The sequence below is a fragment of the Escherichia sp. E3659 genome, assembly GCF_005781135.1.
Classification (GTDB): Bacteria; Pseudomonadota; Gammaproteobacteria; order Enterobacterales; family Enterobacteriaceae; genus Escherichia.
Genome location: NZ_VATQ01000002.1, coordinates 271,725 through 296,170, shown reverse-complemented (window position 1 = coordinate 296,170; position 24,446 = coordinate 271,725). Strand labels below are relative to the sequence as shown.

27 protein-coding genes are annotated in these 24,446 nt (G+C 49.5%); 14 read left to right on the top strand and 13 right to left on the bottom strand.

The genetic code is table 11. The features are described from left to right. Window positions 1–17 precede the first annotated feature (17 nt). Window positions 18–2,066: a carboxy terminal-processing peptidase gene (gene prc, locus FEK47_RS02155; RefSeq protein WP_130208453.1), complete on the top strand. Its 2,049-nt coding sequence runs from the start codon at window positions 18–20 to the stop codon at window positions 2,064–2,066. A 191-nt stretch (window positions 2,067–2,257) separates the two neighbouring features. Next, window positions 2,258–3,139, top strand: coding sequence for a protease HtpX (htpX, locus tag FEK47_RS02150; protein ID WP_000984517.1), 882 nt, complete (start codon window positions 2,258–2,260; stop codon window positions 3,137–3,139). Between the two features lie 47 nt (window positions 3,140–3,186). Here htpX and FEK47_RS02145 read toward each other — a convergent pair whose 3' ends face one another. Then, on the bottom strand, window positions 3,187–4,560 hold the full coding sequence (locus FEK47_RS02145) for an MFS transporter (RefSeq protein ID WP_135487663.1): 1,374 nt from the start codon (window positions 4,558–4,560) through the stop codon (window positions 3,187–3,189). Window positions 4,561–4,736: 176 nt separating this feature from the next. Here FEK47_RS02145 and kdgR point away from each other — a divergent pair, with 176 nt between their 5' ends. Then, window positions 4,737–5,528 carry a DNA-binding transcriptional regulator KdgR gene (kdgR, locus tag FEK47_RS02140; RefSeq protein WP_096849880.1) on the top strand — a complete coding sequence of 264 codons (792 nt, stop codon included), beginning with the start codon at window positions 4,737–4,739 and terminating at the stop codon, window positions 5,526–5,528. A gap of 146 nt (window positions 5,529–5,674) precedes the next feature. Here kdgR and FEK47_RS02135 read toward each other — a convergent pair whose 3' ends face one another. Next, a complete protein-coding gene (locus tag FEK47_RS02135) occupies window positions 5,675–5,914 on the bottom strand; it encodes a YobH family protein (RefSeq protein WP_130208729.1) in 240 nt (79 codons plus the stop codon). 156 nt (window positions 5,915–6,070) lie between these two features. Between FEK47_RS02135 and mgrB the strand changes: the two genes are divergently transcribed. The 5 genes from mgrB (at window position 6,071) to rlmA (ending at window position 8,583) form a co-directional block, all read left to right on the top strand. Further along, window positions 6,071–6,214 carry a PhoP/PhoQ regulator MgrB gene (gene mgrB, locus FEK47_RS02130; protein WP_130208449.1) on the top strand — a complete coding sequence of 48 codons (144 nt, stop codon included), beginning with the start codon at window positions 6,071–6,073 and terminating at the stop codon, window positions 6,212–6,214. Window positions 6,215–6,288: 74 nt separating this feature from the next. After that, entirely contained in the window at window positions 6,289–6,576 is a 288-nt protein-coding gene (locus tag FEK47_RS02125; protein WP_130223513.1) for a YebO family protein, read from the top strand. Between the two features lie 665 nt (window positions 6,577–7,241). Further along, entirely contained in the window at window positions 7,242–7,358 is a 117-nt protein-coding gene (locus FEK47_RS02120; RefSeq protein ID WP_064529246.1) for a DUF2627 domain-containing protein, read from the top strand. Between the two features lie 39 nt (window positions 7,359–7,397). Further along, on the top strand, window positions 7,398–7,607 hold the full coding sequence (gene cspE / locus FEK47_RS02115) for a transcription antiterminator/RNA stability regulator CspE (RefSeq protein WP_001062678.1): 210 nt from the start codon (window positions 7,398–7,400) through the stop codon (window positions 7,605–7,607). Between the two features lie 166 nt (window positions 7,608–7,773). Beyond that, window positions 7,774–8,583, top strand: a complete 810-nt coding sequence (gene rlmA, locus FEK47_RS02110; protein ID WP_135487664.1) for a 23S rRNA (guanine(745)-N(1))-methyltransferase — start codon at window positions 7,774–7,776, stop codon at window positions 8,581–8,583. On the opposite strand, the gene mntP is transcribed toward rlmA, so the two are convergent. The 5 genes from mntP to manX all read right to left on the bottom strand — a co-directional run bounded on the left by mntP (window position 8,580) and on the right by manX (window position 12,774). Continuing rightward, the gene (gene mntP / locus FEK47_RS02105) at window positions 8,580–9,146 is read right to left on the bottom strand and encodes a manganese efflux pump MntP (RefSeq protein ID WP_001353153.1); all 567 of its coding nucleotides are present in this window, start codon (window positions 9,144–9,146) and stop codon (window positions 8,580–8,582) included. The genes rlmA and mntP overlap by 4 nt on opposite strands. 416 nt (window positions 9,147–9,562) lie before the next feature. Continuing rightward, complete coding sequence (locus FEK47_RS02100; RefSeq protein ID WP_000156255.1) at window positions 9,563–10,021, bottom strand: DUF986 family protein; 459 nt, start codon at window positions 10,019–10,021, stop codon at window positions 9,563–9,565. 54 nt (window positions 10,022–10,075) lie between these two features. After that, window positions 10,076–10,927, bottom strand: coding sequence for a PTS mannose transporter subunit IID (gene manZ, locus FEK47_RS02095; RefSeq protein WP_130218749.1), 852 nt, complete (start codon window positions 10,925–10,927; stop codon window positions 10,076–10,078). Window positions 10,928–10,939: 12 nt separating this feature from the next. Continuing rightward, a complete protein-coding gene (manY, locus tag FEK47_RS02090) occupies window positions 10,940–11,740 on the bottom strand; it encodes a PTS mannose transporter subunit IIC (RefSeq protein ID WP_064529241.1) in 801 nt (266 codons plus the stop codon). 62 nt (window positions 11,741–11,802) lie between these two features. After that, window positions 11,803–12,774: a PTS mannose transporter subunit IIAB gene (gene manX, locus FEK47_RS02085; protein ID WP_130223509.1), complete on the bottom strand. Its 972-nt coding sequence runs from the start codon at window positions 12,772–12,774 to the stop codon at window positions 11,803–11,805. 315 nt (window positions 12,775–13,089) lie between these two features. Between manX and FEK47_RS25630 the strand changes: the two genes are divergently transcribed. Then, complete coding sequence (locus FEK47_RS25630; protein WP_276319693.1) at window positions 13,090–13,248, top strand: hypothetical protein; 159 nt, start codon at window positions 13,090–13,092, stop codon at window positions 13,246–13,248. Further along, window positions 13,236–14,792 carry a CNNM family cation transport protein YoaE gene (yoaE, locus tag FEK47_RS02080; RefSeq protein WP_135487665.1) on the top strand — a complete coding sequence of 519 codons (1,557 nt, stop codon included), beginning with the start codon at window positions 13,236–13,238 and terminating at the stop codon, window positions 14,790–14,792. Before FEK47_RS25630 ends, yoaE begins: the two co-directional genes overlap by 13 nt. Before the next feature lie 2 nt (window positions 14,793–14,794). Here the strand turns inward: yoaE and FEK47_RS02075 are convergent, their stop codons facing one another. From FEK47_RS02075 to pabB, 4 genes are all read right to left on the bottom strand, one after another. Next, window positions 14,795–16,393: a cyclic diguanylate phosphodiesterase gene (locus FEK47_RS02075; RefSeq protein ID WP_130223505.1), complete on the bottom strand. Its 1,599-nt coding sequence runs from the start codon at window positions 16,391–16,393 to the stop codon at window positions 14,795–14,797. A 130-nt stretch (window positions 16,394–16,523) separates the two neighbouring features. After that, the gene (sdaA, locus tag FEK47_RS02070) at window positions 16,524–17,888 is read right to left on the bottom strand and encodes an L-serine ammonia-lyase (RefSeq protein WP_130208430.1); all 1,365 of its coding nucleotides are present in this window, start codon (window positions 17,886–17,888) and stop codon (window positions 16,524–16,526) included. Between the two features lie 183 nt (window positions 17,889–18,071). Next, complete coding sequence (locus FEK47_RS02065) at window positions 18,072–18,650, bottom strand: CoA pyrophosphatase (protein ID WP_064529235.1); 579 nt, start codon at window positions 18,648–18,650, stop codon at window positions 18,072–18,074. Window positions 18,651–18,653: 3 nt separating this feature from the next. Continuing rightward, window positions 18,654–20,015, bottom strand: a complete 1,362-nt coding sequence (gene pabB, locus FEK47_RS02060) for an aminodeoxychorismate synthase component 1 (RefSeq protein ID WP_135487666.1) — start codon at window positions 20,013–20,015, stop codon at window positions 18,654–18,656. 73 nt (window positions 20,016–20,088) lie between these two features. On the opposite strand from pabB, the gene FEK47_RS02055 reads away from it, so the two are divergent. Together FEK47_RS02055 and FEK47_RS02050 are read left to right on the top strand one after the other, a co-directional pair. Beyond that, a complete protein-coding gene (locus tag FEK47_RS02055; protein WP_130218763.1) occupies window positions 20,089–20,268 on the top strand; it encodes a YoaH family protein in 180 nt (59 codons plus the stop codon). Window positions 20,269–20,274: 6 nt separating this feature from the next. Then, on the top strand, window positions 20,275–20,427 hold the full coding sequence (locus FEK47_RS02050) for a hypothetical protein (protein ID WP_240727867.1): 153 nt from the start codon (window positions 20,275–20,277) through the stop codon (window positions 20,425–20,427). Window positions 20,428–20,551: 124 nt separating this feature from the next. On the opposite strand, the gene FEK47_RS02045 is transcribed toward FEK47_RS02050, so the two are convergent. Continuing rightward, window positions 20,552–20,851 carry a DUF1889 family protein gene (locus FEK47_RS02045; protein WP_130208426.1) on the bottom strand — a complete coding sequence of 100 codons (300 nt, stop codon included), beginning with the start codon at window positions 20,849–20,851 and terminating at the stop codon, window positions 20,552–20,554. A gap of 433 nt (window positions 20,852–21,284) precedes the next feature. Further along, window positions 21,285–21,629: a RidA family protein gene (locus FEK47_RS02040; protein ID WP_010376144.1), complete on the bottom strand. Its 345-nt coding sequence runs from the start codon at window positions 21,627–21,629 to the stop codon at window positions 21,285–21,287. Window positions 21,630–21,760: 131 nt separating this feature from the next. On the opposite strand from FEK47_RS02040, the gene FEK47_RS02035 reads away from it, so the two are divergent. Beyond that, window positions 21,761–23,671, top strand: a complete 1,911-nt coding sequence (locus FEK47_RS02035; protein ID WP_138183082.1) for an ATP-dependent DNA helicase — start codon at window positions 21,761–21,763, stop codon at window positions 23,669–23,671. A 57-nt stretch (window positions 23,672–23,728) separates the two neighbouring features. After that, window positions 23,729–24,424: a tRNA (adenosine(37)-N6)-threonylcarbamoyltransferase complex dimerization subunit type 1 TsaB gene (gene tsaB, locus FEK47_RS02030; protein ID WP_135487668.1), complete on the top strand. Its 696-nt coding sequence runs from the start codon at window positions 23,729–23,731 to the stop codon at window positions 24,422–24,424. Window positions 24,425–24,446 lie beyond the last annotated feature (22 nt).

The following is a 24,446-nucleotide window of genomic DNA, read 5'->3' as shown; positions in this document are numbered from 1 at the left end:
CGGAGGCCGGGCCAGGCATGAACATGTTTTTTAGGCTTACCGCGTTAGCTGGCCTGCTTGCAATAGCAGGCCAGACCTTCGCAGTAGAAGATATTACGCGTGCTGATCAGATTCCGGTATTAAAGGAAGAGACGCAGCATGCGACGGTGAGTGAGCGCGTAACGTCGCGCTTTACCCGCTCCCATTATCGCCAGTTCGACCTCGATCAGGCATTCTCGGCCAAAATCTTTGACCGCTACCTGAACCTGCTTGATTACAGCCACAATGTGCTGCTGGCAAGCGATGTTGAACAGTTCGCGAAAAAGAAAAATGAGCTGGGCGATGAACTGCGCTCCGGTAAACTTGACGTTTTCTACGATCTTTACAATCTGGCGCAAAAACGCCGTTTTGAACGTTACCAGTACGCCTTATCGGTACTGGAAAAACCGATGGATTTTACCGGCAACGACACTTATAACCTGGACCGCAGCAAAGCGCCCTGGCCGAAAAACGAGGCCGAGTTGAACGCGCTGTGGGACAGCAAAGTCAAATTCGACGAGTTAAGTCTGAAGCTGACAGGAAAAACGGATAAAGAAATTCGTGAAACCCTGACTCGTCGCTACAAATTTGCCATTCGCCGTCTGGCGCAAACTAACAGCGAAGATGTGTTCTCGCTGGCAATGACGGCGTTTGCGCGCGAAATTGATCCGCATACCAATTACCTTTCCCCGCGTAATACCGAACAGTTCAATACTGAAATGAGCTTGTCGTTGGAAGGTATTGGTGCGGTGCTGCAAATGGATGATGACTACACCGTTATCAATTCGATGGTGGCAGGTGGTCCGGCAGCGAAGAGTAAAGCTATCAGCGTTGGTGACAAAATTGTCGGTGTTGGTCAAACCGGCAAGCCGATGGTTGACGTGATTGGCTGGCGTCTTGATGATGTCGTTGCCTTAATCAAAGGGCCGAAAGGCAGTAAAGTTCGTTTAGAAATTTTACCTGCCGGTAAAGGGACTAAAACCCGTACGGTAACACTGACGCGTGAACGCATTCGTCTGGAAGACCGCGCAGTTAAAATGTCCGTGAAGACCGTCGGCAAAGAAAAAGTGGGCGTACTGGATATTCCCGGTTTCTATGTTGGCTTGACAGACGATGTCAAAGTTCAGTTGCAGAAACTGGAAAAACAGAATGTCAGCAGCGTCGTCATCGACCTGCGTAGCAATGGCGGCGGGGCGCTGACCGAGGCTGTATCGCTCTCTGGTTTGTTCATTCCTTCCGGTCCGATTGTTCAGGTCCGTGATAACAATGGTAAAGTCCGCGAGGACAGTGATACCGACGGCCAGGTGTTCTATAAAGGCCCGCTGGTGGTATTGGTTGACCGATTCAGTGCTTCGGCTTCAGAAATCTTTGCCGCCGCGATGCAGGATTACGGTCGCGCGCTGGTTGTGGGTGAACCAACATTCGGCAAAGGCACCGTCCAGCAGTATCGTTCTCTGAATCGTATCTACGATCAGATGTTACGTCCTGAATGGCCGGCGCTGGGGTCAGTGCAGTATACAATCCAGAAATTCTATCGCGTTAACGGTGGCAGTACCCAACGTAAGGGCGTCACGCCGGATATCATCATGCCAACGGGCAATGAAGAGACGGAAACGGGAGAGAAATTCGAAGATAATGCGCTGCCGTGGGATAGCATTGATGCTGCAACCTATGTGAAATCAGGCGATTTATCGGCGTTTGAGCCGGAATTGCTGAAGGAACATAATGCGCGCATCGCGAAGGATCCTGAATTCCAGAACATCATGAAGGATATTGCTCGTTTCAATGCCATGAAGGACAAACGCAATATTGTTTCTCTGAATTACGCTGTGCGTGAGAAAGAGAACAATGAAGATGATGCGATGCGTCTGGCGCGCTTGAACGATCGCTTTAAACGCGAAGGCAAACCGGAGTTGAAGAAACTGGATGATTTGCCAAAAGATTACAAGGAGCCAGATCCGTATCTGGACGAGACAGTGAATATCGCACTCGATCTGGCGAAGCTGGAAAAATCCAGACCAGCGGAACAGCCCGCTCCCGTCAAGTAACATCAATCAGGCACAAGAAATTGTGCCTGATTTTTTAACAGTGGCAAGATGCCGTAAATCAGATGCTACAAAATGTAAAGTTGTGTCTTTCTGGTGACTTACGCTCTATCCAGACTTGAAAATAGTCGCGTAACCCATACGATGTGGGTATCGCATATTGCGTTTTGTTAAACTGAGGTAAAAAGAAAATTATGATGCGAATCGCGCTCTTCCTGCTAACGAACCTGGCCGTCATGGTCGTTTTCGGGCTGGTACTGAGCCTGACAGGGATACAGTCGAGCAGCGTTCAGGGGCTGATGATTATGGCCTTGCTGTTCGGTTTTGGTGGTTCCTTCGTTTCGCTTCTGATGTCCAAATGGATGGCATTACGATCTGTTGGCGGGGAAGTGATCGAGCAACCGCGTAACGAAAGGGAACGTTGGCTGGTCAATACTGTAGCAACCCAGGCCCGTCAGGCGGGGATTGCTATGCCGCAAGTAGCTATCTACCATGCGCCGGATATCAACGCCTTTGCGACAGGTGCTCGTCGTGATGCCTCTCTGGTTGCTGTCAGCACCGGTTTGCTGCAGAACATGAGCCCGGATGAAGCCGAGGCGGTAATTGCTCACGAAATTAGCCACATTGCGAATGGTGACATGGTTACCATGACGCTGATTCAGGGCGTGGTAAACACCTTCGTTATCTTTATTTCACGTATTCTGGCGCAGCTTGCCGCGGGCTTTATGGGCGGTAACCGTGATGAAGGTGAAGAGAGCAACGGCAACCCGCTGATCTACTTTGCGGTTGCGACGGTGCTGGAGCTGGTATTTGGTATTCTGGCGAGCATTATCACCATGTGGTTCTCGCGTCACCGTGAATTCCATGCCGATGCAGGTTCAGCCAAACTGGTTGGTCGTGAGAAAATGATTGCTGCGCTGCAGCGTCTGAAAACCAGCTATGAGCCGCAGGAAGCAACCAGCATGATGGCTTTTTGTATCAATGGTAAGTCCAAATCGCTGAGTGAGCTGTTCATGACTCACCCGCCGCTGGATAAACGTATTGAAGCCCTGCGTACCGGTGAATACCTGAAGTAATTTGCAGTAAATTATAAAAAAGCGCGTCCTGGTTGACGCGCTTTTTTTTAGCCTTGTGCGCGCGGTTGGGTAATGCGTAAACCACTGACACAGGCGGCGATCACTGCCAGAATAGCCGCAGCCGTCAGCGAGACGTGCGTACCATTATCACCAAACTGATTCAACATCAGCGCCACCAGAGCTGCGCCGCTACTCTGACCAAGCAAACGCGCTGTACCCAACATTCCACTGGCACCACCGCTACGCTCACGCGGGGCGGAGGTAATAATGGTGTGATTATTGGGGGACTGGAATAACCCAAAGCCTGCACCGCATAAGATCATCGGCCAGATGATATTGATATCGGCAGGTGAAGCTGGCAACAGGACCAGTGAAAAAAGTCCCGCCGCCATGATGAACAGCCCTAAAGCACCAAGCAATCCTGCATGGACGCGCTCTATCAAATAACCTGCCAGCGGAGCCATTACCATCGTTGCCAACGGCCACGGGGTCAGGAGCAAACCTGTCTCAACTTCACTACGCCCAAGTACGGTTTGCAGATAAAAAGGCAGGGAAACCATCGCCAGCATTTGCGCGCAGAAAGAACAAATGGAGGTACAAATTGATAGTGTAAACAGCGGAATACGCAGTAAATCCACCGGTAGCAGTGGAACAGGAAGGGAAAGCTGGCGGCGAATAAAGAAAACACCAACAATAATCATTACCGCCAGTTCAGCACCGATCAGCGTCAGTGATTGCCCCTGAGCAAAACCACTCAACGCGGTAATAAGCAGGCCAAATGTCAGCGCATTCATCACGGCGCTGGGCAGATCAAACCGCGGCTTACTGGCACGAGAACCATTTGGCGGCAGAAAACGTATCGCCAGGAGTAGGGCGATAATACCCAATGGTACGTTAATTAAAAATAACCACTTCCAGGACGCAATTGAAAGGATTGCGGCGGCGATCGTCGGCCCGGCAGCGGAGGAGACGGCGACGATAAAAGAGTTAATTCCCATCCCTCGCCCCAGAAAACGTTGTGGGTAGATTAAGCGGATGAGTGCAGTATTGACGCTCATTAACGCCGCGCCGCCAAAACCTTGTATTACACGCGCCAGGGTTAGCATTTGCAGTGAATCAGAAAGAGCGCAGAACAACGATGAGAGCAGAAAAACCACCAGACCGAATTTATAAATTCGTCGATAGCCAAACATATCGCCCAAAAAAGAAAACGAGAGTAAGGAGATAACAATCGCGATTTGGTAGGCATTCACCACCCAGATGGAACTGGCTGGTGTGGCGTGGAGATCGGTTGCAATGGTTGGCAAGGCGACATTAGCGATAGCGCCGTCGAGAACCGCCATCGAGATACCAATAATAATGGTTAAAATTGCGCCGTACCGCTGAGGCAACGGCAGGCCATCGGCCTGAACTTTTGGCATAGGAATTTTATATCTTTTGGTAATAATCAACAGGGGTATGATTTTAGCACTGATATTCACGGCGAATGTCGCAGAATTGTAACTAACCGGCAAAAGATGGATTGCGACCACCCTGGCGCGAAATTATAATAAAAAACAGTTCTGATTTTTATAAAACACTCGCAATGAGGTGATAAATGGCTAACGCAGATCTGGATAAACAACCTGATTCTGTATCTTCCGTACTGAAGGTTTTTGGCATTTTGCAGGCGCTGGGCGAAGAGCGCGAAATAGGGATAACCGAGCTGTCACAGCGTGTCATGATGTCAAAAAGCACCGTTTATCGCTTTTTACAGACCATGAAAACCCTGGGCTATGTCGCACAGGAAGGGGAGTCGGAGAAATACTCTCTGACTCTAAAATTATTTGAGCTGGGCGCTCGCGCGTTACAAAACGTCGATCTTATTCGCAGTGCAGATATCCAGATGCGTGAGATCTCCCGTTTGACCAAAGAAACCATTCATCTTGGCGCACTGGATGAAGACAGCATTGTTTACATCCACAAAATTGACTCTATGTACAATTTGCGCATGTATTCACGGATTGGCCGTCGTAATCCTCTGTACAGCACTGCGATTGGTAAAGTGCTGCTGGCCTGGCGCGATCGCGATGAAGTGAAGCAAATTCTTGAGGGCGTGGAATATAAACGCAGCACCGATCGGACCATCACCAGCACAGAGGCGTTATTACCCGTGTTAGATCAGGTCCGTGAGCAGGGATACGGCGAAGATAACGAAGAACAGGAAGAAGGACTGCGTTGCATCGCCGTTCCGGTGTTTGACCGCTTTGGAGTGGTGATTGCCGGCTTGAGTATTTCCTTCCCGACGCTGCGTTTTTCTGAAGAACGTTTGCAGGAGTATGTGGCTATGTTGCATACGGCAGCGCGCAAAATATCCGCACAAATGGGGTATCACGACTATCCATTCTGATTAAAATAAGAACCTGCCTGCATAAAATTCAGACAGGTTCTTCATTTAGCGTGGATTAAATAATGTTAATAGTGATATCGTTCGAGCAGAAGATGAAAGTACTTTATATCCATTAGTTTTGATGTGGATATTTGTACCGTTATCTATCAATCATTATCGACGACGATATTGCTTTTACGTAGCAGCGGGCAATCTGTAATCCCCAAAAATCCACTTTTAGTATGCAGATATTGCACCGTGCTTGTGCTTCGGGCGGTGAGATATGTGCATTGCAGTCCTAACCCGGCAGCATTTTCCTTGCTTCCAATCAGAACTCCATATCCGCTGAGTAATAATCCTGTCCATACCAGTGCTATCAAGATAATTGTGCGAATGATGAATCGCATTACGACCTCTTCTCTTTTTGTTTGCTTAATCGTAGCGGCAATATGGACTGAAGCAAGCGTATCATTCCGAAAAAGCACGAATATCGACATGGTTAGACGTTGTTTAACTAACGCATGATAGTGTAAAGGCAGAAGAGAGGTTAAACGGAGATTGGAGTGAAAAAGTTTCGATGGGTCGTTCTGGTTGCCGCTGTGCTGGCTTTCTTGCTGTTATGGATGCAGGTATTCAACATAATGTGCGATCAGGATGTGCAATTTTTCAGCGGAATTTGTGCCATCAATCAGTTCATCCCATGGTGATATCATTTTTTCATCAGTAGATTTCCTTCCTGCGTAGCAGTGGTAAAATGGCGCCTCTACTTAGAGGTGGTTAAATGAACGAAGTTGTAAATTCAGGCGTGATGAACATTGCGTCTTTGGTCGTATCGGTAGTAGTTCTTATTATTGGGCTCATCTTGTGGTTTTTCATCAACCGTGCCAGTTCCCGGACTAACGAACAGATTGAACTGCTTGAGGCATTGCTGGATCAGCAGAAACGGCAGAATGTACTGTTACGCCGCTTGTGCGAAGCTAACGCACCTGAAAAAGCCGATGAAAAGGTGACTGAGAACCAAAAAACGGGTGAAGATGAAGATATTATTCGTCTGGTAGCAGAACGGTAATCCTTCCTGCAATTTGAGTAACCCTGTGTTGATGGGTTACTCATCTCATCATTCTTACATGCACTATAATGATGCAATTGATTAAAATTAATCCTTTATTGGATTTTAATTATTTTCTCTGTTATTTATTCATTTATTTTGACATCAGAAAAAGTTATTTTTTGTACTTGCTGATTGGGATGTTTGCATCGGAATATTGATTAATTACAGCATTGTTTATAAGCGAAACGTTTCTCTTCTCATTTTTTTATCATTCATCATTTTTTCTTATTTTACATTATTAATATGCTTTGAATATGGCATCGGCATTGCATCTGTGTATGTTGTTAACTGACTGTTTTATGAGATAAAGTTATATAACACTTTATCATTACATAGTATAAAAAGTGATATCACACACATTGTGTAATTAAATTGTATTTCTGAACTGGAAGATTAGAACTTATTGAACTATGTTAGAAACCACATCAGTTCAGGCATCTGTTTGTACTGGTATGCTTAAGTGTCTCGATATATCGACACGCATTCCGTTGCATAAATGTGCAAAAAAAGTGGAAGGCGCATCGAGATTTGTGCAGCTGATCGAGACATGTTTAAAAATGGCTTGCCATAATTAACGTTGTATGTGATAACAGCTTTGGGTTAAACGAGGTACAGTTCTGTTTATGTGTGGCATTTTCAGTAAAGAAGTCCTGAGTAAACACGTTGTCGTTGAATACCGCTTCTCTGCCGAACCTTATATTAGTGCCTCAAGCAGTAATGTGTCAGTTTTATCTCTGTAATGCCTGCGGGCGAAGAAAACAATCTAAGGAATTTTTCAAATGGCAAAGATTAAAGGTCAGGTTAAGTGGTTCAACGAGTCTAAAGGTTTTGGCTTCATTACTCCGGCTGATGGCAGCAAAGATGTGTTCGTACACTTCTCCGCTATCCAGGGTAATGGCTTCAAAACTCTGGCCGAAGGCCAGAACGTTGAGTTCGAAATTCAGGACGGCCAGAAAGGTCCGGCAGCTGTTAACGTAACCGCTATCTGATCGAATTCACTGATCTGAAGTGTCAACGCACTTCAATCTCGCTATAAAGCCTCGTCGAAAAGCGAGGCTTTTTACTTTGTTTAATGCTCGCTTACGACCTTCGAATATTTGCCCGCAGCGCGATTCGCGTTACACTTGCGGCATTTAGTATCCCGCCGGAGTTTTCATGTCGTTTTCCTGTCCACTTTGCCACCAGCCTCTATCTCTTGAAAAAAATAGCTATATCTGTCCGCAGCGGCATCAATTTGATATGGCGAAAGAGGGATATGTCAATCTGCTGCCCGTTCAATATAAACGATCCCGCGATCCGGGAGACAGCGCGGAAATGATGCAGGCGCGACGTGCGTTTTTAGATGCCGGTCATTACCAGCCGCTTCGTGATGCGATAGTCGCTCAATTGCGTGGATGTCTTAATGAGCACGCAACAGCGGTACTGGATATTGGCTGTGGGGAAGGGTATTACACTCATGCTTTTGCCGATGCCTTGCCAGTAGTGACAACCTTTGGTCTTGATGTCTCTAAGGTCGCAATTAAAGCTGCGGCGAAACGCTATAAGCAGGTTACCTTTTGTGTCGCTTCCAGCCACCGTCTGCCTTTTGCCGATGCCAGTATGGATGCCATTATTCGCATCTACGCGCCATGCAAAGCAGAAGAGTTAGCGCGTGTCGTCAAACCGGGAGGGTGGGTAATTACCGTTACTCCAGGGCCACGACATTTAATGGAGTTGAAAGGGCTGATTTACGACGAAGTACTTCTGCATGCCCCCCATACTGAACAACTGGAAGGTTTTGCATTACAGCAGAGCGATGAACTGCGGTATCCGATGCATCTTCGCGGCGATGAAGCTGTTGCATTGTTGCAGATGACGCCGTTTGCCTGGCGTGCGAAGCCTGATGTCTGGCAAACGTTGGCGGCAAAAGAAGTATTCGACTGCCAGACGGATTTTAATATTCACCTCTGGCAGCGAACAAATTAACCGTGGTAGTGCGTCCAGAGGATCTGGACGCCGATGCCGATCAGTACCAACCCGCCGAGAATTTCCGCTTTTTTCCCAATAATTGAGCCGATAAAGCGACCAACCATCATCCCTAATGTCGACATAATCAAGGTTGCACAACCAATGGCTAATGCGGTCGCGATAATGTTGACCTGCAGGAAGGCAAGACCTACACCCACAGCCATGGCATCCAGGCTGGTGGCAATCGCGGTGGTTACCAGTAGCCAGAAACCGTGTCGACGGCGCGGTTCTTCATCTTCATCATCTGCGCCACGAAAACCCTCAATAATCATTCGCCCGCCGAGGAATATCAGCAGCACAAACGCAATCCAGTGGTTCCATTCGAGGACAAAGCGGCTGGCTAACATGCCCATTCCCCAGCCGATCAGCGGCGTCAGGGTTTCGACGGCACCAAAAATAAGGCCGGTTCGCAACGCTTCAGAAAATTTCGGTTTATGGAGGGTGGCACCTTTACCGATTGACGCAGCAAATGCATCCATCGACATACCAAACGCAAGAAGAACAGTAGCAGTGATATTCATGACAACGTCCTGACCGGGGTATCCATAAAACACATCTTCGCCCCCCGCAAACATGCACACATGAACGACAAGACGCGCTCATGCAGGCATAGCGATTGATGTGCATATGGTCTCGCCTGACTGAAAATGTTCAGTCCGTACGTGCCACGTTTTGCAACGAGTATGTTGACACGTACATTTCCGGAGTCTGGAAATCGGCTACTCCCCAAATGAGGGCGCAACCTTAACATATTTTGAGAATATAAAACAACTGTTGGAATATATTATTTCATTACTTCGTTGATAACGATTTTCATTTAGATTTATATATAAATGAAACGTTAAAATAAATAACAAATGATCGAAGAGATAATATAGCCTAAGCTATGTATGGTTATTAAAAATACACTTAACATAGCTTTGGCTAAAGATGTAACTTATTGAGTTGAAACAAGAAGTTTATAAATCTTTTCCAGATCGTCGATATTTCGAACGCGGATTAACAACCGACGCTGTTCTAATTGCATAACCAGGACACCATCTTCCGATAAGTTCATCGCTTTGATTCGGCTATATTCAATCCAGACATTGGCGAAGAAAAAACCTTTCTGTTTAAAGATGATCTTCGGAACGCGGATCCAGAATATATAAAAACCCATCAGAGCCAGTGCACTTAATAACCATGTCGTTATTAGCGCGCCATGATTCGTGACGTTGTTATAGATAAGAATGACAATCAATCCGACGAAGATAACGCTATCGATGCGACCACGCCGGAGCAAAGGTATTGCCAGCAGGGTGGGGCCGTTGCGGCGGGGCATGATGAACTGATCGTAGATCGCGAAGGCCAGGAGTGCGGCGATGAAAAGAATCAGTACCAGGTCCGTGATTGTCATTAATCCTCCAGATAAAAAAACGGGGCCAAAAGGCCCCGGTAGTGTACAACAGTCTTACAGTCCCAGCAGGCCGCAAGCGTAACCAGCGATACCGATGACGAAGAAGCCAACGATGATCCACAGCGGGTTCACTTTTTTGCGCAGCAGCCACATACAAGCAAAGGTCAGCAGCAGCGGTACCAGGCCCGGCATTAACTGGTCAAGAATGGTTTGCACTGTGGTGACACGGGTCTGTCCATCCTGCCCGGTGATAGTCGAAACCACCAGCGGGATGTTGACATGTGTCCACTTGTTAACCAATGCCCCCATGACAAACAGGCCGAGAATAGACGCCCCTTCCGTCAGTTTTTGCAGGAAGCCGCCGCCCATATCTTTAACGATATCGATGCCCTTGGAGTAACCATATGCTACGCCGTAGTAACGCGTTGCCAGACGTACCAGGTTAAACAGGATAAAGAACAGCAACGGACCTAACAGGCTGCCGCTCATCGCGATACCGGCGCCCAGCGCTGCGAATACCGGACGTACTGTACCCCAGAAGATTGGGTCGCCTACACCTGCCAGCGGCCCCATCAGACCTACTTTGATACCGTTGATTGCGCCATCGTCGATCTCTGCACCGTTAGCACGCTGTTCTTCCAGCGCCAGGGTTACGCCCAGAATTGGCGCCGCCACGAACGGTTGGGTGTTAAAGAATTCGAGGTGACGTTTAATCGCCTGTTTACGGGCATCGTTGTTTTCCGGGTAGAGGCGACGAATCGCCGGCACCATAGAGAAGCAGAAGCCCAGCGCCTGCATACGCTCGAAGTTCCATGAACCCTGGAAGAGGTTAGAACGCAGGAAGACGCCACGAATATCACTCTTAGTGAGTTTTTTCTCAGTGGTAGTTTGAGTTGTATCAACCATTTCGCTCACCTGTTAGTCCAGTTCGTTGTCGAGATCGTTGTTACCAGCAGCCTGAACTGGCGCACCGGCGACACGGTTATATTTCGGGCTCAGCTGAATGTAGAGCACCGCCATAACGGTACCGATGACACCCAGAGCAACCAGGTTAAAGTTGGTGAATGCTGCGGTTACGAAGCCGAGGTAGAAGAACGGCATCAGGTAGCCAGCACGCATCATGTTGATAACCATCGCATAACCAACTACCACGATCATGCCACCGGCAATGTTCAGACCATTGGTCACCACTTCCGGAATGGCGTTCAGCATGTTTTGAACTTCGCTGGTACCAACAGAAAGCGCAACGATAACGGCCGGAATAGCCACACGCATTGCTTGCAGGAACAGAGACGAAACGTGGATCCATGAAATCGCCGTCAGGTTACCGTTTTCAGCTGCCTTATCCGCAGCGTGCTGGAAAGCAACGGTAATAGTACGAACGATAATGGTCAGAACCTGGCCTGCTGCTGCCAGAGGGATTGCCAGCGCGATACCGGCACCGATGCTCTGATGACCAGCAATAACCAGAATGGTAGAAATAATTGATGCCAGGGCGGCGTCAGGTGCAACAGCGGCACCGATGTTCATCCAGCCCAGCGCGATCATTTCAAGGGTACCACCGATAATAATACCGGTTTTCATATCCCCAAGAACGATACCCACCAGGGTACACGCGATTAGCGGACGGTGAAACTGAAATTCATCGAGGATTGATCCCATACCTGCGATACAGGCTACGATAAATACCAGCACAATTTGAAGAGCGGTAATCTCCATTGTACTTCTCCTGTTTACGTAAGACTTAAGTGTGAAAACTGAGTGATAATCAACACAATACGTTACTTATCGATTTTGCTGATCAGATCCATCATTTTCAGTTTCTGGTCGGTGGAAACCTTACGGACTTCCAGCTCGATGCCGCGTGCATTCAGTTTCTTGAACGCTTCGATATCTTTTTCATCAACCGAAACTGCGTTATTCACCTGAGTTTTGCCCTGACGGAATGCCATACCACCGACGTTGACTGAGGTGATTTTCACGCCGCCTTCAACGAGACGCTCAACATCTGTCGGGTTGGTAAATAACAGCATCACGCGTTCGCCCGCATATTTCGGGTTGTTGTAGACGCGAATCATTTTGGCGACATCAACTACATGCGCTGTTACGCCGGGAGGTGCAACCTGGGTGAGCAGTGTCTTACGAACGGTATCCGCAGCCACTTCGTCACTAACTACGATGATACGGGAGACATTAGTTTCTTTGGTCCAGCGGGTAGCAACCTGACCGTGAATCAAACGATCGTCGATACGCGCGAGGCCAATTACCATATAGTCGTTTGGTCCCATTGGTTTTGCCGGTGCAGGAGCCGCTTTCGGTGCCGCTGCGGCGGGGGCTGGCGCTGCTTTTTCAACGGGTTTCGCTTTCAGAGCTTTCACACCTTCGCGGCCTGTTTCTACGGCCAGTGCTACCAGTTCGTCAAAGCTTGGGTCATCATCACGAGCCATTAACGTTTCCACTAACATTGGAATGTTAACGCCTGCGATCACTTCATAATGCTCTTTGTCGACGACAATGCGGCTGGCAGCATTGAACGGACTGCCTCCCCATGTATCAACGAGAAACAGCACGCCTTTAGTGGTGTCGAGTTTTGCCAACTGAGCGTTGTACTTTTCGATTAGCGTTTCGGCATTTTCGCCAGGAACAAAATCGATCCAGCCAACGTTTTCCTGCTCGCCTAACAGCATCTCTGCCGTTTTAAGCAACTGCTCTGCAGCCCAACCATGTGTGCCTATAACAATAGCAATGGTCACTTGCTACCTCCTTATTATTGTTAACATCTCAACGTGCCAGATGTATTTTTGAATCGTCGTCCACAATCGAATCGATTCAGATAAGGGCTACAACCGGAAACCCCCTGTGCCTCGCGATTTATTTTAGATATCGAAAAAAATATTTTATGTGATGAAGATCCGTAAATTAACTTTGAATTGACAAAATTCCGAAAGAGTAAAAAAAGTTGTCACATTCATTTGCAAAGGAAGGTAAATCTTTGCCAAATCAGAGATCTCTCTGATATGTTTAACTCCCGTTTAACAACCAAGGAGTATAGGGCTGCAGCCCGCAGTATGGATCGTCACCGACGTCACTTCAGCATCAGGCCATATAGCGCCTGCCTTACTGGCATTTTTTGCCGCACCTTTTGTTTGTATTTTCTCGTTTCGCCTGCATTATTTCTGGCGCCGATTAGCTATTCCTTAAGCAGGAGCTTGTCATGGAATTCTTAATGGATCCCTCGATTTGGGCGGGGCTGCTCACGCTTGTCGTCCTTGAAATCGTGCTGGGTATCGATAACCTGGTTTTTATCGCCATCCTTGCCGATAAACTGCCGCCGAAACAACGTGATAAAGCGCGTTTGTTGGGGCTGTCACTGGCGTTGATTATGCGCCTGGGGCTGTTATCGCTTATTTCATGGATGGTCACGCTGACCAAACCGCTATTTACCGTAATGGATTTTTCTTTCTCCGGGCGCGATCTGATTATGCTGTTCGGGGGGATATTCTTGCTGTTCAAAGCGACAACCGAGTTGCATGAGCGGCTGGAAAACCGCGATCATGACTCTGGTCACAGTAAAGGTTATGCCAGTTTCTGGGTGGTCGTCACACAGATTGTCATCCTTGACGCTGTCTTCTCGCTGGATGCAGTGATTACTGCCGTAGGGATGGTCAACCATCTACCGGTAATGATGGCTGCGGTAGTGATTGCGATGGCAGTTATGTTGCTGGCATCGAAACCGCTGACGCGATTCGTTAACCAGCATCCAACAGTTGTAGTGCTCTGTTTGAGCTTCCTGTTGATGATTGGTCTGAGCCTCGTAGCTGAAGGTTTTGGTTTCCATATTCCAAAAGGCTACCTGTATGCAGCAATTGGTTTCTCGATCATCATCGAAGTGTTTAACCAGATTGCGCGCCGTAACTTTATTCGCCATCAGTCGACTTTACCGCTGCGTGCGCGTACCGCCGATGCCATTCTGCGTTTGATGGGGGGTAAACGTCAGGCAAATATTCAACACGATGCCGATAACCCGGTGCCAATTCCGGTTCCAGAAGGTGCCTTTGCCGAAGAAGAGCGTTACATGATTAACGGCGTACTGACTTTGGCGTCACGTTCTCTGCGCGGCATTATGACGCCACGCGGCGAGATCAGTTGGGTAGATGCTAACCTTGGCGTTGATGAAATCCGCCAGCAACTGCTCTCTTCACCGCACAGCCTGTTTCCGGTATGCCGTGGTGAACTGGATGAAATCATCGGTATCGTGCGTGCCAAAGAACTGCTGGTGGCGCTGGAAGTCGGTGTCGACGTGACGGCAATTGCTTCTGCTTCTCCGGCGATAATCGTTCCGGAAACCCTCGACCCGATCAACCTGCTGGGCGTGTTGCGTCGTGCTCGTGGTAGTTTTGTTATCGTCACCAACGAGTTTGGTGTGGTGCAAGGTCTGGTTACGCCGCTGGATGTACTGGAAGCTATTGCTGGTGAGTTCCCGGATGCAGATGAAACGCCGGAAATTGTTATCGATGGCGACGGTTGGCTGGTAAAAGGTGGTACAGACTTACATGCCTTACAGCAGGCGCTTGATGTTGAGCACCTTACCGATGATGATGATATTGCGACGGTTGCAGGTCTGGTAATTTCGGCAAATGGTCACATTCCTCGCGCAGGCGACGTGATCGATGTTGGACCGCTGCATATCACCATCGTAGAAGCCAATGATTATCGTGTTGATCTGGTTCGCATTGTTAAAGAGCAACCGCCGCACGATGAAGACGAATAGCACTAACGCAATGGCATAACGGGCGTAACGTGTCTGTTATGCCTGGTGGGCGGCGGTTGGCTGCCCGCCAGCCATTTCGGGAAATCACGCAGCGGCATGGGCTGCGCGTACAAATACCCTTGTAAAATATGCACGCCATGACGGCGCAAATACTTCGCTTGTTCTTGCGTTTCAACGCCTTCCGCCACCAGTTCAATATTCAGTCTTTGCCCCAGCGCGATGATGATATCGGTCACCGTCGAGTTAACTGCATCTGAACCAATCGCCGCAGTGAAAGACTTATCAATTTTCAGCACGTCAGGACGTAACGTTTCCAGCCAGGAAAACGAACTGTTGCCGGTGCCGAAGTCATCAATCGCCAGCTTGACGTTTTTACGATGCAGTTCGCGGGCAATCCGATAATCAACATCCAGTAAGGCATCGCGCTCGGTAATTTCGAGGATTAGTGGCTGAATCGGGTTAGCACTAAACCAGTAACGATTGAGATCTTTTAACAATACGCCACGGCGAAAATGGCTGGGGGCGACGTTAATGCCGATGTGGAACTGGCTGCTCATTGGAAAAACGTGGAGTTGACGGATGGTTTCCATCATCACATAACGGGTAAGTGGCACTATCAGGTGATGTTCTTCCGCAATGGGGATAAAAACATCCGGCGAGATCCATCCCTGACGCGGATTATTCCAGCGCAGCAATATCTCTACACCAATACATTGCTGCGAGCGTGCATTGAGCAGGGGCTGACAAAATAACTCAAATTCGCGCTGCGCCAGCCCGAGATTTATCTCGCGTGAAAAGCTCATTCTATGGGCCGTGGCCAACCATGCGATGTACCCCACCAGTAAACTCAACAGTACCGCTAGTGGAAACTGGCTGGGAAGATATTGCAACGCCAGCGCTGTCGCACCAGGTCCACTAACGCTGATGATAAAAGGAAAATTCTGCGATGAAACCTGGTAACGTTCATTGCCATTAAGCGGAGGTAAAGAATCAACCAGACCATCATCATAGAGTAAATGGCGATCGGCTACCGTCAGGCTGGCCGTTCTTATTTGCGGCAATTGCGGCTCCAGCAACATTGCCATCAACAGGTCGATGTTGATCATCTCCATCACGCCATCTCGACCATTGCCCGGTAAAGGCGTCCACTGAATCAATACCGGGCTGTCTTTAATTAACACGCGGTCGGTAGTTAAGCGTAAAAGGGGCTGCGGCGCGGGTAAATCAGCCTGGATATCTTCAGCAGGAACATTGCGATAACCAAAAATGCTGGAACAATAAAGCGTGCCGTCTTGCACCAGGCCAATTGACCGTACAGTTTGCAGTTTTGCCGCCTGTTTTCGTAAGGGGAGATGGGCGACAGAGCAGGGGAGTCCAATCAGGGGAAGCAGTACGTTGTTACCCGCCTGAAGTGGAAGCAGGACTTTGTCTAATTCCTCAACGGCGTGATTGGCAAAGAGCACTACCCGCTGCTGATTTAAGTTCCGCTGTGAAATAAATCGCACGCTCAGTGTTGCCACAAACGTAAAGAGTGCGCAAATCGTACAAACAATCATTCGATTACGGCGATAGGTTTTAATGATCCGTTGTGCTTTTTGCATGCGGGCCACCCGGTAAGCGTATGGCGACAAACGCCTGACGCAACAGTGGAAGTGTAGTGGGGAAAATTACAGCAGACGAGAAAGCGAGGATAAATTCGCCCATCCGTTGCAGATGGGCGAGGATAAAGTATTAGTCACACTGGACTTTAATTGCCAGACCACCGCGTGAGGTTTCGCGATATTTAGCGTTCATATCCTTTCCTGTTTCGTACATCGTTTCGATGACTTTATCCAGTGAGACGCGTGGTGCACTAGTACGACGCAGAGCCATCCGCGCGGCGTTAATCGCCTTCACTGATGCAATAGCGTTACGTTCAATGCACGGAACCTGAACCTGACCCGCAACCGGGTCGCAAGTCAGACCAAGGTTGTGCTCCATGCCAATTTCCGCCGCCACGCAAACCTGTTCAGGGCTACCGCCCAACAGTTCTGCAAGACCCGCCGCAGCCATTGAACAGGCAACGCCCACTTCGCCCTGGCAACCGACTTCCGCACCGGAAATAGACGCGTTCATTTTGTACAGTGCGCCAATCGCTCCGGCCGCCATAAAGTAGCGGGTATAAATATCAGGGCTGACCGATTCAATAAAGTGGTCATAGTAAGCCAGTACCGCCGGAACGATGCCACAGGCACCGTTAGTCGGTGCAGTTACCACACGCCCCCCCGCTGCATTTTCTTCGTTAACTGCCAGCGCAAACATGTTTACCCAGTCGATGACATTCATCGGATCGTTAGACAGTTTATCGCTGGAAACCAGCATACGGCGCAGGGCAGACGCACGGCGCGGAACACGCAGCGGGCCAGGCAATACGCCTTCGGTGTTCATCCCACGATCGATACATGCCTGCATGGTTTGCCAGACATGAGCGAAATACTCGTCGATCTCTTTCTTGCTGTGCAACGCCAGTTCGTTCTGCATTGCCAGACCGGAAAGGGAATAACCGGTTTCATTACAGTACGCAAGCAGCTCGGTGGCGGATTTGAACGGATACGGCACACTGACTTCGTTGGCGGCATCGTGACCAAAATGTTCTTCATCGACGATAAAACCGCCGCCGATGGAATAATAAGTTTTGCTGTAAACAACGGTATCGCCGTTATAGGCGTGGATTTGCATGCCGTTTTCATGCAGCGGCAGGTTACCGTTATGAAAACGCATCCCGTTGTCGCGTGGAAAATCCACTTCATGCCGTCCCTGTGCCAGCAGCAGACGTTCGCGCTCTTCTACGTCGCGAATAAAACCGGGAATACTGTCGATATCCACGGTAGCAGGTTCGTTACCTGCAAGACCCATAATAATGGCGATATCGGTGTGGTGGCCTTTACCCGTCAGTGACAGTGAACCATAAACGTCCACGGCAACGCGGGTAACGCTATCCAGTAAGCCTTTTTCGACCAGATCATCGACGAACTGTTTACCCGCCTTCATAGGCCCTACAGTATGGGAAGATGAGGGACCAATCCCCACCTTAAACATGTCGAATAGACTAATCACGATAATACTCCTGACAAGGTGACTGGACTTCCAGTAACGAACTAATAACAGCGCATAGTGTAAGAGGGAACGCGGCGACAGGCTTAACTATTCACATGAATTAAACTAATCAAAAACCGCGATTTAACTAATATTGCGATGATTGTCTCAAGTAGTGTTTTGTAGATGTAAAGATAAGTATAGTCAGGGTTTCACACCAATTTGTAGCGCCAGTTCACGAATTATGCCTGCGGTCATTCCCCATACAAAATACTGTTCGTACCAGGAAAGCCATACCCGATGCGAATCGCCACGGCGGTAGATATCCAAAGGATGATAACGGCCCAAATGTAACGCCTGGGCGAGCGGCATTTCAAATACTGCGGAGACTTCATCTTCACTGGCGCGGTACGGTAAATCAGGCGGGATAATGCCGACCACGGGAGTGACCTGGTAGCCCGTTACGCTATCCACAGGGGGTAACACGCCGATAACCTCAACGGCTGAAGGCGGTATGGCGACCTCTTCTTCGGCTTCACGCAGCGCAGCGGCGATAACTGACGCGTCCGTGTCATCGACTGCACCTCCAGGGAATGCGACTTGTCCAGCATGTTTGCGTAGATGAATGGAACGCTGAGTCAGCAGCAAGCCCGGTTGCGGTCGGCGGACGATGGGGATTAACACGGCAGCCTGACGATGATTTAAGGTTTCCCGGTTAATTTGCGGACGCAATAGTTGAAATCGCGATAAAAAATCATCAAGCGTCAGGCCACGGTATTCCACGTCTTACTTCTCCAGTTGCTTCAGGATACGATTAACTTTATCAAAAGTTTCCTGATATTCCGCTTCTTCCTGGCTATCAGCAACGATGCCGCCACCAGCGGAACAGTAAATCTGCCCGTTAACCGCCGTTAGCGTGCGGATGGTGATGCTGGTATCCATATTGCCGCAGAAGCTTAAATAGCCAATGCTGCCGCACCAGGCATTGCGTCGCTGCGGTTCCAGTTCATCAATAATCTCCATTGCCCGCACTTTCGGCGCGCCGGTGATTGAGCCTCCGGGAAAAGCAGCGCGCAGCAGATCGCTGGCATGCAACTGCTCTGGCAAGCGTGCCGTTATGGTGCTGACCAGATGATGCACGGCAGGGAAGGGCTCTACCACAAACAGTTCAGGCACTTTTACTGAGCCTGGTACGGCAACTCGGCCGATGTCATTGCGCATTAAATCGACAATCATCAGGTTTTCGGCGCGATCTTTCGGTGAGTTCGCCAGTTTTTCAGCTTGTTTGCTATCTTCCTGAGGATCGGACAAGCGTGGAAGCGTGCCTTTAATCGGGCGGGTCTGGATCTCACCACCATCACAAAGAATAAACCGTTCTGGTGAAAGGCTTAAAATCACACCTTGTTCCAGACGCAGGAAGGCACTGAACGGTGCGCGGTTGGCCTGATTAAGCTGAACGAACGCCTGCCATTCATCGCCAGAATAGGTCGCGTGAAAACGCTGGGCGAGATTCACCTGATAGCAATCGCCGCTGTGCAGATACTCCTGCACCTGGCGAAATTTCTCGCCATACTGCTCGCGGTTCATATTGGATTGCCAGGCGGATGTTAACTTGAAATCTTGCTGTGGTGCTATTTGCTGGCTGTCCAGCCACGCCAGACGAGCATTGACATCACGATGGCTGAGTAGCGAAATACGCTGACGCTGGTGGTCGACGATCAGCGCCCAGTCGTAGATACCAACCGCCATGTCAGGCAAGTCGACATCTCGTTGCGCAATTTCTGGCAGCGACTCAAACCGACGACCCAGATCGTAGCCAAACAGCCCAAGCGCGCCGCCCTGAAATGGCAAATTATTGCTATGCGACGGGTGAATGTTTGCACGGTCCAGTGCCTGCTGGAGCACTTTGAGCGGATCGTCAGTGGTCGTTATGCGGATTTCTCCTTCACATACCCGGGTTTCATTATCGTGAGTGGTTAAAGTGCAAACGGGGTCAGCCACCACAATATCAAAGCGACTATGCGGATGGTCGGCGTAGCCGGAGTGCAACAACATCGCCCACGGCAGGTGGCTTAAGCGGGCAAAATAAAATTCAGCGGCGTCCTGACGCCAGGGTAAAGTAATCACAGCGGGAGATAACGTCTTCATCAGTCCTGACTCTACTGGCTATGTGCCGGGTAGCATGAAATAATTAGCGCCAACAATTTAGCAGGAGTTAACAATGTTTGCAGGTTTACCTTCACTCACCCATGAACAGCAGCAAAAAGCCGTTGAGCGTATTCAGGAACTGATGGCACAGGGGATGAGCAGCGGTCAGGCAATCGCGCTGGTGGCAGAAGAGCTGCGCGCCAACCATACCGGCGAGCAAATAGTGGCGCGTTTTGAGGATGAAGACGAGTAACACAAAGTGATCCGTATCGATTTCGTCATGGATGACGTCCTGTATCTTGATACGGATAGCCTCATCGGCTGGGAATTTTCCGGCATGAACTTACATCGTGCCATTTTTGACGGTATGTGCCTGGACGGCGCGCGTTATGACAATGGTCCACCGCGTTGAAACAAAAATCACGGGGCCATATCTGTTGATTAATTTGGGCTGTGTTTATGATGACGAGAAAAAAGGACGCTTTTCTGAGGTCAATGAAAGCGTCCGGATTGATTTTTAAAGCTGGAGTTTTAACTCACACAAGGGCTTTAAGTTCTTCCTGCATATAAGACGAGAAGTATTCAGGGTTTTTAATCACCACGCGTTCGCCAGAATCCATCTTTTTTGCCCATCCCACCATTTTTTCCGTGAATCCAGGATTCCAGCCTTCCTGTTCAGCTCGCGCAGTAATATCGGCGGTACTCGCGGGGACTCCCAGGTCATGCAAATATTTAAATATTCCTTTCGCCGTACTTTCATTCATCGAGCTTGGTGTTGATGCTGATACATCCATGGCACTAATGAAATCCAGGGCTTTATCTATTGCAGCAGGCATATTCTTGTCCTTAAATTAACCACGTTTTTGATAAGGCTATATATGACCTTAAATTGCATCTAATATCAAAGGGATTATAACGATATATCAGTAGTTAACCTGTTGACATTCAGGTATTTTAAAGGTAGCAGGTCATGGCGGGTTTTCTAGTGATATGGCAAAAAATTAACGGTGAATCGCCGCGCTCCAGCCAGATTGTTAAGGGCAGAAAAGTCAGAGTAAACGGCTCGGGGAGTTAACAGAATGGTTTAATTTGGGTGATTAATATCATTTTTGTATAGAAGCAGTTGAAATCATAAAAATAAGTTACCTGACGGATTTCATTATTTATCTAAAGTATCCTCTTAAACACTGGCCGATTTGTTTATAACCGACCAGTATTTTCGAACAATTATCGTCTGTTTTTTACTTTGATAGAATTCTTTTTCTGGAATTAAACCGCAGCGATAATCTTAATTTCAACCTTGTACTGCGGATTCATCAGCCCCGCCTGCACCGTGCAGCGCACCGGCGCGTGACCCGCTACAACCCAGGCATCCCATGCTTTATTCATTGCCGCAAAGTCGTTTTTATCGGCAAGGAAAATGGTGGCATCCAGAATGCTCGATTTATTGCTGCCCTGTTTTTCCAGCACGGCGTCAATTTGCGCCAGCGTGTTGGCGGTTTGTTCAAAAGCATCGGCATCGAGGTTTTCTGGTACGCCAGTGTAGTAGAGCGTGTTGTTGTGGATCACCACATCAGACCAGCGGGCTTCAGCGTCGATACGAACGATAGTCATCATTATGTCCTCATTAACTTTCCATTTTTGTGCTGCAAAGACTGCCACAATGTGAGGTTGCCGTCACCACTTCAACTAGCGAAAACCAGCCTGGCCTGACATAATCCCTGTTCAAATCAACAGGGGGTAGTGTGACGGACGATTTTGCACCAGACGGTCAACTGGCGAAAGCGATACCAGGCTTTAAGCCGCGAGAACCACAGCGACAGATGGCGGTAGCCGTCACCCAGGCGATAGAAAAAGGCCAGCCGCTGGTGGTGGAAGCAGGAACCGGTACGGGCAAAACCTACGCTTACCTGGCTCCTGCGCTGCGGGCGAAAAAGAAAGTCATCATCTCGACCGGCTCAAAAGCGTTGCAGGATCAGCTCTACAGCCGCGATTTGCCGACGGTGGCAAAGGCGCTGAAATACACTGGCAACGTGGCGTTGCTGAAAGGGCGCTCAAACTACCTCTGCCTCGAACGACTTGAACAGCAGGCGCTGGCGGGCGGAGATTTGCCAGTACAAACCTTAAGCGATGTGATCCTCCTGCGCTCCTGGTCTAATCAAACAGTCGATGGCGATATCAGCACCTGCGTTAGCGTGGCGGAAGATTCACAGGCGTGGCCGCTAGTCACCAGCACCAACGACAACTGTCTTGGCAGCGACTGCCCAATGTATAAAGATTGCTTTGTGGTTAAAGCGCGTAAAAAAGCGATGGATGCTGATGTGGTGGTGGTGAACCATCATCTGTTTCTGGCGGATATGGTGGTGAAAGAGAGCGGATTTGGCGAACTGATCCCGGAAGCAGACGTGATGATCTTCGACGAAGCCCACCAGCTGCCGGACATTGCCAGCCAGTACTTTGGGCAGTCGCTCTCCAGCCGACAACTGCTCGATCTGGCAAAAGACATCACCATCGCCTATCGCACCGAATTAAAAGACACTCAACAGTTACAAAAATGCGCCGACCGTCTTGCCCAGAGTGCGCAGGATTTTCGTCTGCAACTCGGCGAGCCAGGTTATCGCGGTAATCTGCGCGAACTGTTAGCCAATCCGCAAATTCAGCGGGCGTTTTTACTGCTCGATGACACCCTTGAACTCTGTTACGACGTGGCGAAATTGTCGCTGGGGCGTTCCGCCTTGCTGGATGCGGCATTTGAACGCGCCACGTTATATCGTACACGTCTGAAGCGGCTAAAAGAGATCAACCAACCAGGCTACAGCTACTGGTACGAATGCACTTCGCGCCATTTTACTCTGGCACTCACGCCGCTCAGCGTGGCGGATAAATTCAAAGAGCTAATGGCGCAAAAGCCCGGAAGCTGGATCTTTACCTCGGCAACGTTGTCGGTGAATGACGATCTGCATCATTTCACCTCGCGGCTTGGCATCGAACAGGCCGAGTCGTTGCTGTTGCCCAGCCCCTTTGATTACAGCCGCCAGGCGTTACTCTGTGTGCCGCGCAATCTGCCGCAAACCAACCAGCCAGGTTCTGCTCGCCAGTTAGCGGCAATGCTGCGACCGATCATCGAAGCTAACAACGGTCGTTGCTTTATGCTTTGTACCTCGCACGCCATGATGCGCGATCTGGCTGAGCAGTTCCGCGCTACCATGACGCTTCCCGTATTGTTGCAGGGGGAAACCAGCAAAGGGCAACTGTTGCAGCAATTTGTCAGTGCCGGTAACGCGCTTCTTGTGGCGACCAGCAGTTTCTGGGAAGGGGTGGACGTGCGTGGCGATACATTGTCATTGGTGATTATCGACAAGTTGCCGTTTACCTCGCCGGATGACCCGCTGTTAAAAGCGCGCATGGAAGATTGCCGTTTGCGCGGTGGCGACCCATTCGATGAAGTGCAACTACCAGATGCCGTCATTACTCTCAAACAGGGAGTAGGGCGACTGATCCGCGACGCCGACGATCGTGGCGTGCTGGTGATTTGCGACAATCGGCTGGTGATGCGCCCTTATGGCGCCACTTTTCTTGCCAGCCTGCCGCCCGCGCCGCGTACCCGTGATATTGCCCGTGCGGTTCGTTTCCTTGCGATACCATCCTCCAGGTAATTTGTGATGGAGTATGGTATGATGCGCGCCTTTTTATTGATCTAAGCACGAAGACCCATGCGAATTCTGGCTATCGATACCGCGACAGAGGCCTGCTCTGTCGCCCTGTGGAACGACGGTACTGTCAACGCTCATTTTGAGCTTTGCCCTCGTGAACATACTCAACGAATCTTGCCGATGGTGCAGGATATCCTGACCACCAGCGGAACTTCCCTGACTGACATAAACGCTCTGGCTTACGGGCGCGGCCCCGGTAGCTTTACTGGCGTGCGCATTGGTATTGGCATCGCGCAAGGGCTGGCGCTTGGCGCGGAATTACCGATGATTGGCGTCTCCACGCTAATGACAATGGCGCAAGGGGCGTGGCGCAAAAAAGGCGCAACTCGCGTATTGGCAGCCATTGACGCGCGAATGGGCGAAGTTTACTGGGCCGAATATCAGCGTGATGAAAACGGTGTCTGGCACGGTGAAGAAACCGAAGCCGTACTCAAACCAGAACTCGTTCATGAACGGATGCAACAGCTTTCCGGTGAATGGGCGACCGTGGGTACAGGCTGGCAAGCCTGGCCGGATCTCGGTAAAGAAAGCGGGCTGGTTTTGCGCGATGGCGAAGTGTTACTGCCCGCTGCAGAAGATATGCTGCCGATTGCCTGTCAGATGTTTGCCGAGGGTAAAACGGTGGCGGTGGAACATGCCGAGCCGGTTTATTTGCGTAACAACGTCGCGTGGAAGAAACTTCCGGGCAAAGAATGAATCTTAAGAGTATGCCCTGAGA